General features: G+C 59.2%; 6 protein-coding genes. 2 read left to right on the top strand and 4 right to left on the bottom strand.

The window, feature by feature from the left end:
- Positions 1–374: 374 nt before the first annotated feature.
- The 4 genes from FHK92_RS01930 to FHK92_RS01915 all read right to left on the bottom strand — a co-directional run bounded on the left by FHK92_RS01930 (position 375) and on the right by FHK92_RS01915 (position 4800).
- Positions 375–1910 (bottom strand): glucosyltransferase domain-containing protein, encoded by a 1536-nt coding sequence (locus tag FHK92_RS01930; protein ID WP_181286562.1) that lies wholly within the window; start codon positions 1908–1910, stop codon positions 375–377.
- Complete coding sequence (locus FHK92_RS01925) at positions 1907–2857, bottom strand: glycosyltransferase family 2 protein (protein ID WP_181286561.1); 951 nt, start codon at positions 2855–2857, stop codon at positions 1907–1909. The genes FHK92_RS01930 and FHK92_RS01925 overlap by 4 nt, the downstream gene beginning before the upstream one ends.
- Positions 2854–3228, bottom strand: coding sequence for a GtrA family protein (locus tag FHK92_RS01920; RefSeq protein WP_181286560.1), 375 nt, complete (start codon positions 3226–3228; stop codon positions 2854–2856). Before FHK92_RS01920 ends, FHK92_RS01925 begins: the two co-directional genes overlap by 4 nt.
- Before the next feature lie 150 nt (positions 3229–3378).
- The gene (locus FHK92_RS01915; RefSeq protein WP_181286559.1) at positions 3379–4800 is read right to left on the bottom strand and encodes an amino acid permease; all 1422 of its coding nucleotides are present in this window, start codon (positions 4798–4800) and stop codon (positions 3379–3381) included.
- Between the two features lie 562 nt (positions 4801–5362).
- On the opposite strand from FHK92_RS01915, the gene FHK92_RS01910 reads away from it, so the two are divergent.
- Positions 5363–5824 carry an REP-associated tyrosine transposase gene (locus tag FHK92_RS01910; protein WP_181286558.1) on the top strand — a complete coding sequence of 154 codons (462 nt, stop codon included), beginning with the start codon at positions 5363–5365 and terminating at the stop codon, positions 5822–5824.
- A 236-nt stretch (positions 5825–6060) separates the two neighbouring features.
- Entirely contained in the window at positions 6061–9168 is a 3108-nt protein-coding gene (locus FHK92_RS01905; RefSeq protein ID WP_181286557.1) for a transglycosylase domain-containing protein, read from the top strand.
- The last annotated feature ends 62 nt before the right edge of the window (positions 9169–9230 follow it).

The raw sequence follows: 9230 nt of genomic DNA, 5'->3' as shown, positions 1-9230 counted from the left end.
GACTGCTGCGCAGCCGAGCGGGAGCAAGCTCCCTCGCCACGGGGTGATGCGCTGTGTTTGCTAACGCGGACGTTCATCGACATTGCGCGATATCGACAAACAAACACAGCTTGGGCACCACATCGCGCGGGCAGACAGTTTCGAGCCCCAGGAAATCGTGGCGGCTTAAACGTCGGCCTGCTAGAGCACCAGCCAGGAGCTGTGTAGGAGCTGTGTAGGAGCTGCCGAGTGAAACGAGGCTGCGATCTTTCCCAAAGACACCTGACCCTAAAGAGAAAGATCAAAAGATCGCAGGCTTCGCCAGCTCCTACAGAGCCGAGCGGGAGCAAGCTCCCTCGCCACGGGTGATGCGCTGTGTTTGCTGACGCGGACGTTCATCGACATTGCGCGATATCGACAAACAAACACAGCTTGGGCACCACATCGGGATCACCCTGCGGTTTTTTCATGAAGATGTAACCGCTGTCCTTGATGACAAACAGGTCATAAAAACCCGTAGACACCACCGGCAAGAAATCCCCGCGGCGAATCGATGCAATCACCTCTGCATTCTTGGCGAGGTACACATTGGTAATGCCCGCTCGCGGCAGGCTTTCTGGAAGTAATACATACCCCACACCCAACACATACCGCTGGGCCGGCATCGCCGCGAACAAACCGCTGGCGGCCGGAAGCCAATTGGCTTTCAACTCGGGAATCATGTAGATGCGATCCTTATCGCGCAGCGGCGAGTGGTCGATGTCATAGGCCAGCGAGGCCAGCACAACAGCCTCCTGTTGTTTTTGCAGCGACAGGACACGTCCGTGTCCGAACGAGAACGACAACATCGCCAGTAACGGAATCAACAGGACAAGCCCCAGGCTGGCATGGATCCGACCAAGCACTTGCTGACACGAATAAAACACCAGCAACAACAACGCAGAGAAAGCCACCAGCGTTCGGGCACCGTAGTTGAACTCGACAAATAACAGTGTGATGCCTGGAATGCAGAGCAAGAGCACCGCAAAAGCCAGCAGGTACAAAAACAACAGCAACGCTTTTCGCCATGCCGGGTCCGGGCGACGAACTAACCCGACGCCTGTCCACACGTACCCAACCAGCGTCAGCAATGCACCGCCCAACACCAGTGGCCGAGCGCCTTCGATAACCAAGCCACCGAACATGCTCGCCAAAAACGAAAGGCGGTTTCCCATTTCCAGCAGGCTGCTGATTTCCAACGGCAACAACACCTGACGCGCTCCCGTCATGAGTTGATAAGCCGTGAGGTAATAAACCGATACGCCGACACCGATTGCCACGAGCTTGCAGCGGATAAACCGCAACACTTGCTGCGAAGGCGTGCCCTGCCAAACCAGGCGGATCACCTCGACACAGCACATCGCAATAAAAAAACCGATCAGCACTTGGTAGATGGACAATGCCAGCGCCACTAACAATGCCGGTATCCAGACGTTTCGCCAGCCCCTGTCAGATGACCAGATAACCGCGTAAACAAGCGCCACCAACCCCAACGCCATGGCCGGCCCGTCATAGTGATAAGACAGGTTCTGCAAGAGAAAAGGGTTGTACCAGATGGGCAGGACGACCAGACAATGGACTAACGTCGGTCGCTCGAAATAGAAAAAAGTCAGCGATCTCAACGCAAACGAAACAGCGGTCGTCGCGATGAATAACGGCAAGGGAAACAGATCCGCTGATCTCGAGCTGAACGAAAGAACGTTGTAGAACCAATCGATGACAACTCGCCCCTCCTCGCGCCACCCTGCTCCGGCCACGAGCGCCCGCCAGTTGTCATCGTTGTAGAAATAATCAGCCTGCACCAAGGGAAAGATGAAAAGAAAAGTGGCTGCCAGGAAAAACAGCAACACTTCCCGTGGCGTCAATGTTCTTGCCCACGGGAACTGGCTCACGACTCATCTCGCATCTTGGGTCGGCCGCCCTGGATCATTTCCTTGATGACATAGCGAGGCCGGTGCTTGGTCTCCAGATAGATTCGCCCGATGTATTCACCCAACACACCGATACCGATCAGTTGCACACCGCCCAGGAACAGGATCGCCGTCATCAGCGATGGATAGCCGGGCAGATCGCTTCCGAAGATCAACTTGTCGAGGATCAGATAGGCGGCATAAAGCAATGAGACCAACGAAATGCAGCTCCCCACGTAAGTCCACAACCGTAACGGTACGGTACTGAATGAGGTGATGCCTTCCAGGGCCAGGTTCCACAATTTCCAGCCATTGAACTTGCTGTTGCCGGCGGCACGGCCTGCGCGGTCGTATTCGATAATGACGGTATTGAAACCCGCCCACGACAACACGCCTTTCATGAATAGCTGATACTCAGGAAGTGTCTTTATGACTTCCACGACCTTGCGATCCATCAAACGAAAGTCCCCCACGTTCTGTTCGATATGGGGATAGGCAATACGATTGAGCAAACGGTAGAACAGCGCCGCGCCTCGGCGCTTCAGGTAACTGTCGGACGAACGATCGCGACGCTTGGCCAGCACCACTTCGGCGCCTTTTTGCCATTGCTCTATCATTCGCGGGATTGCGTCGATAGGGTCCTGCAAATCCACGTCCATCGGGATGACCACGTCACCACTGGCGTGCTCGATGCCGGCGAACAAGGCCGGCTCCTTGCCAAAATTACGGGAGAAGTCGATCAGCAGGACTTGGTTGTCCGTCAACGCTATCTCGCGCGCCAGGACGGCGGTCTGGTCGTTGCTGCCATCGTTGATAAAGACGATTTCGACGCAATGATCCTTCAACTGCGGATGCCGGCGGACACTCTCGTAGAACAGACCAATGGCCTGCTCTTCGTTGTACATCGGGACAATCAGCGAGATCTTCATGGCCGATGTCCGCGAAACACAACGAACCGGGAAAACAGAAAACCAAGCACCAGGCTCAACAGCGAAAACGCCGCCACAGTCAGCAGGCCATGGAGGCGCCAGCGATCTCCCAAGTGACCGACCATGAAACTGAGCGCGCCCATGACACACAGGAAAAGCACATAACCCGGCACGGAGAGTTTGGCTTCGAAGGTGTACAGCGCGTTGGCATAAAAAGAAAAGGAGGCGGCCACGCAAAAGGCGATGAAATTACTCGTCGATTGGTCGAGGCCGAACGCCACGCGCAGGACAAAGAAAATCTGCCAATGGATCAGCGTATTGGCCAACCCGACAAGCGAATAACTGAAAAAACCGCTCCATATCGCTTTCATACGTCCCTCCAACGACCGTGCTGTCGGACAACGTTGAATCCAGGGCCCCGTCAGCACGCGGACTATTGTTAGAAGTAACAAGCGCTCCACAGTTCAGGAAAAAGAAAGCCCCGGTCGTGGACCGGGGCTCTGTTTTACATCGCTATCGACTCAGGAAACCGAACGCACGGCTCCCCGCACATTCCCGGTCGGCTGCAACTTGAAGGTGTAGAACAACACCGTCAGCAATACCAGGAACGCCGGGCCGATATACAGCGCCACGCGGGTGTCGGGGAAGTACGCCATCAGGCCCACCACCAGCACCAGGAATGCCAGCGCCAGGTAGGAGCTGACCGGGTACAGCCACATGCGATATTTCAGTGCGGCACGCTCGGAAGCGCTCAGGCCTTTGCGGAATTTGAGTTGGGCCAGCAGGATCATGACCCAGGTCCAGATCGCGCCGAAGGTGGCGATGGAGGTCACCCAGACGAAGACTTTTTCCGGCACCAGGTAGTTGAGCAGCACGCCCAGCAGCAACGCCGCGATAGACAACAGCAGTGCGCGGCGTGGCACACCATTGTTCGAGGTTTTGGCAAAGCCCGCCGGGGCCTGGCCGTTCTGCGCCAGGCTGTAGAGCATGCGGCCGGTGCTGAAGATCCCGCCGTTGCAGGACGACAGCGCGGCGGTGATCACCACGAAGTTGATGATGCCGGCGGCGGTCTTGATGCCCAGGCGCTCGAAGGTCATCACGAATGGGCTGCCCTGGGTGCCGATTTCGTTCCACGGGTAGATCGACAGGATCACGAACAGCGCGCCGACGTAGAACAGCAGGATCCGCCAGAACACCGAGCCGATCGCGTTGGGGATGGTTTTCTGCGGGTTGCGCGCTTCACCGGCGGTCAGGCCGATCATCTCCACGCCCAGGTAGGCGAACATGACCATCTGCAAGGACATCAACACGCCGGAGACGCCGTTAGGCATGAAACCGCCATGGGTCCATAGGTTGGAGATGCCCAGGGCCACGCCGTCATTGCCGAAACCGAAGGCGATGATGCCGACGCCGCCGATGACCATGGCGATGATGGTGACGATCTTGATCAGGGCGAACCAGAACTCGAATTCACCGAAGGCCTTCACCGCGATCAGGTTGATCGAGCCCATGCTGACCAGTGCGGCCAAGGCCCAGATCCAGCGGGGTACATCGGGGAACCAGATGCCCATGTACACCGCCACGGCGGTGATTTCCGCCACGCAGGTCACCAGCCACAGGAACCAATAGTTCCAACCCGTCAGGAAGCCGGCCAGCGGGCCGAGGTAATCCTGGGCGTAGCGGCTGAACGATCCGGCTACCGGGTTGTGCACGGCCATTTCGCCGAGGGCGCGCATGATCACCAGGATCGCCAGGCCTCCAATGATGTAGGACAGCATGATCGCCGGCCCGGCCATCTCGATGGCCTTGGCCGAACCGAGAAACAGCCCGACACCGATGCAGGCGCCAAGCGCCATCAAGCGGATATGCCGCTCGCCGAGCTCACGTTTGAGCGGACCGCCCTGGGCGATCTCGCCATGGGGCAGAGGGTTGCCGACTGGCATAGGGATACAACCTCGTCTTGTTATTGGATTGACCACCGAGTCTCCAAAAGCCGCAAACGGATGAGCTTGCTGCATTTGCCGAAACCGGGCCTGCCTTGTGGGCAAACCGTCCTGTAGGAAAAATCCTCAAGATCAGCGGGTCGTGCAGTATAAAAAGCCGAGAACAGAAAGTTTCACTATAAAAATAGGTTAATTCAGGGAATGACCGAGATGGTCATGGACTTATCAAGAGGAATTGTCTGAGTCAGGGGCTTTTCAGAAACGGCGCCGAGGATTGCACAGTGGTGGTGTGGCGTTATGTGCAGGGATGGGCCGATGGCTCTGGCTCAAGGCTTTCAGACTTAACCAGCCCGTGGCGAGGGAGCTTGCTCCCGCTCGGCTGCGCAGCAGCCGCCCAGCTTTTGCGAGTTGAAAAAGCGGGGGCGGCTTCGCCACCCAGCGGGAGCAAGCTCCCTCGCCACGGGGACTACGTTGTTTTCGGAAAAGTCGTTCAACCATCAACGCGACGGGTCGGAGCCAGCACAGCTACCGTTATGGTGAACTCAGCAAAAGGAAGCACGGAATGCATCCTCTACGTCCAAACTCCCATCGACTGCGTCATGGACGCTCATCAGAACCTGGGCGAGGTTACCTCGTCACTACGGTCGTCCACCAACGCACGCCGATCTTCAAAAACTTGCGGCTGGGCCGTCTGCTAGTTGCGGAGATGCGTCTGGCGCATGAACAATTCCAGATCAATTCGCTCGCCTGGGTTGTGATGCCGGACCACCTGCATTGGTTGGTACAGCTGGAGCAAGCCGGACTGTCTGAAGTGATGCGAGGGGTTAAGTCTCGCAGCACTCTTGCGATCAATCGAGCCATGGGCCGGAACGGTGCCTTCTGGCAAAACGGCTTTCACGACCGGGCGATCCGCGACAATCAGGACCTGCGGCCCTGCGCCCGCTACATCATTGCCAACCCCCTTCGCGCAGGCCTGGTAGATCGTATTGGCGACTACCCGCTCTGGGACACCATATGGCTCTGATCACTTTTCGTGGCGAGGGAGCTTGCTCCCGCTCGGCTGCGCAGCAGCCGCCCAGCTTTTGCGAGTTGAAAAAGCGGGGGCGGCTTCGCCACCCAGCGGGAGCAAGCTCCCTCGCCACAAAGGGCACCGCCGCAAGCCGTTACACACGGATGTCCACAATTTCCCCTCCCCCCACGCCAACCACCGTCTAAGCTTCAAGCAAGTCCGATCAATCTGCGTGAATGGATCAGTCGACTATGGGCGCTTTGTGGCAAACCGATTCGAATAAACCTGTGGTCCCGACTGAACGTATGGAAGAAGCGCCTTTACCTAAAAAAACTCGCCGCGCCCGGCATGGCTGGCGGGCGTTCTGGTTGTTGTTGCTGATCATCGTGGTGGTGGTCGGCCTGGCTGTGGCCAAGGAGATGCGCACGTCCCGGTTCCAGGCACAGGAGGTCAGCAAGTACGCCGCATCCTTGACCTATTCGGTGCAACCGGGTCCGAGCGATGCCATCGTCTATCCGGGAGCCGGCCCGTTCGATCAACGGTTGGGCTACAGCGCGCTGGGAGAATTCCTGCCGCGGCTGCTCAAGCGCGATTACGTGGTCGAGGCCCAGGCGCGGTTTTCGCCGGCCTTGATGGACTACGTCCACAAGGGCTTGTTCGTGCCCTACCCGGAAAAGATCCAGGCGGGGCTGACCCTTACCGATTGTCGCGCCGCGCCGGTGTATCAGTTCAAGTACCCGCAACAGTTGTATGCGAGTTTTGACGCCATACCACCGGTGGTGGTGCAAAGCCTGTTGTTCATCGAGAACCGCTTTTTGCTCGACCCCAAGCAACCACTGGCCAACCCGGCGGTAGACTGGCCGCGCTTCGGCATGGCGGCGTGGTCGCAGGTGGCCAAGCTGTTGAGCCTGCCGGGACAGTCTGCCGGCGGCAGCACGCTGGCCACACAGCTCGAGAAATACCGGCACTCCCCCGAAGGCCTGACCGTGTCGGGGGCGGAGAAGATCCGCCAGATGATTTCCGCCAGCGTGCGCGCCTACCAGGCCGGCCCGCAAACCCTTGAGGCGCGCCAGCGGATCGTCCGCGACTACCTCAACAGCGTCCCCCTCTCAGCCGTGCCGGGGCATGGCGAAGTACATGGCATGGCGGAAGGTTTGAGGGTCTGGTACGGCGCGGACTTCAAGCGCGCCAATGAACGCTTGTTCAGCAGCGCCAGCGACCCCAAGAGCCTGGCGGAAAAGGGCTTGGCCCTGCGGGAAATGCTGTCGTTGATGATTGCCCAGCGGCGGCCTTCACATTACCTGTCCAAGGGCCATGATGAACTGGCGAGCCTGACCGACAGCCACATTCGCCTGTTGGCGCAGAACGGTGTGATCGACGCGGCGCTGTCCGAGGCAGCACTGGCGAGCAAGGTTTCCTACCGCGACTGGGTCCAGGACCCGACCGTCCAGCCCAACGAAACGAACAAGGGCATCAGTGCCGCCCGCAGTCGCCTCGCTGCGCTGCTCAACCGTCCGCTGTACGACCTCGATCGCCTCGACCTCTCCGCCACCAGCACCTTGCAAAGCGACCTGCAGGCCCAGGCCACCGAGTACCTCAAGCGCTTGGCCGACCCGGCGTTCGCCGCCGAGATCGGCCTGATGGGAGAACGCCTGCTGACCCCCACCAGCACCACGCAGGTGCGCTACAGCTTCACCCTGCTGGAACTGACCCCCGATGGCTCCCGCGTGCGAGTTCAAACCGACAGCACCGACCAGCCTTTCGACATCAACGAAGGCAGCAAACTGGAACTGGGCTCCACCGCCAAGTTGCGCGTGCTCACGACCTACCTGCAAATCATCGCCGAACTGCACGAGCGTTATGCCCAGCAGACCCCGGCGGCGTTGAAGAAAACCGAAATCGCCGAGCAGGATCGCCTGTCGCGCTGGGCGGTGGACTACTTGATTGAAAACACCGACCGCAGCCTGCCGAAGATGCTCGAAGCCGCGCTGGACCGGACCTATTCGGCCAGCCCCGGCGAGGCATTTTTTACCGGCGGCGGGCTGCACACCTTCCATAACTTCCGCAAGGAAGACGACGGCCGCCTGCCGACGTTGCGCGACGCCCTGCGCGAATCCATCAACCTGCCGTTCATCCGCCTGATGCGCGACCTGGTGCGCTACGCCACCTATGCCGGCCCCAACAACAGTTCCGAGCTGCTCAAGGACGACAAGGACCCACGCCGCCAGGAATACCTGGCCCAATTCGCCGATCGCGAAGGCACGTCGTTCCTGCTCAGGTTCTGGAAGAAATATCAAAAGAAAGACACCGGCCAGCGCCTGGAAACCTTCCTCGACGGCATGCGTCCCACCGCAATTCGCCTGGCCGCCGTGCACCGCTATTTCTTTCCCAACGACAGCCAGGAAAGCTTCAACCGCTTCGTACGCGCCCACCTGAAGTCCGCCAAGAGCGCGGAAAAACTCACCGACGAGCGCCTGGAACGGCTCTACCAAAGCTATGGCCCCGGCGCCTATGACCTGCCGGACCAGGGCTTCATCGCCAAGGTCCACCCCTTGGACTTGTGGTTGATGGGTTACTTGCTGAACAACCCCGATGCCAAGTTCAGCCAGATCGTCAAGGCCAGCCAGTTCGAGCGCCAGGAAGTCTATAGCTGGCTGTTCAAGAGCCGGCACAAGAGCGCCCGCGACAGTCGCATCCGCACCATGCTTGAGATAGAAGCGTTCCTGGATATCCACCAACGCTGGCAACAAGTCGGCTACCCGTTCGATCACCTCGTACCTTCGCTGGCCACCGCCATCGGCAGTTCCGGCGACCGCCCGGCCGCGTTGGCGGAACTGGTGGGGACCATTCTCAATGACGGCGTGCGGCGCCCCGCCCTGCGCGTCGACAGTTTGCAGTTTGCGGTGGATACACCCTATGAAACGCGACTGGTCAGCAACCCGGAGAACGGCAAGCGCGTAATGCCGGCGGAGGTCGCCCGGGCGTTACGCGGTGCACTGTCACAAGTGGTGGATGCCGGCACCGCAAAACGCGTGGCCGGCAGTTTCAAGTTGGCCGACGGTACACCGCTGGCCATGGGCGGCAAGACTGGCACCGGTGACAACCGTATCGAAGCCATCGGTTCCGGTGGACGGGTCATCAGCTCCAAGTCGATCAACCGTACCGCGACCTTCGTGTTCTACATCGGCGACAGCCATTTCGGCACACTCACCGCTTACGTCCCGGGGGCTTCGGCGCAGAACTTCAAGTTCACCTCGGCCTTGCCGGTTCAGGTGCTCAAGGGCATGGCGCCGTTCCTTTCGCCCTACCTCCAACCGGGCAGCCACACTCAATGCCAGCCCCTGGTGACGAGTCCATGAAACCCTGAGATACAACTCTCCCATCGCTGCCGCCCGCCTATAAATATGTATGTCAGATCCGC

This window comes from Pseudomonas brassicacearum subsp. neoaurantiaca (assembly GCF_013608025.1).
Lineage (GTDB): Bacteria > Pseudomonadota > Gammaproteobacteria > Pseudomonadales > Pseudomonadaceae > Aquipseudomonas.
This window is presented reverse-complemented; position numbering and strand designations above follow the sequence as displayed.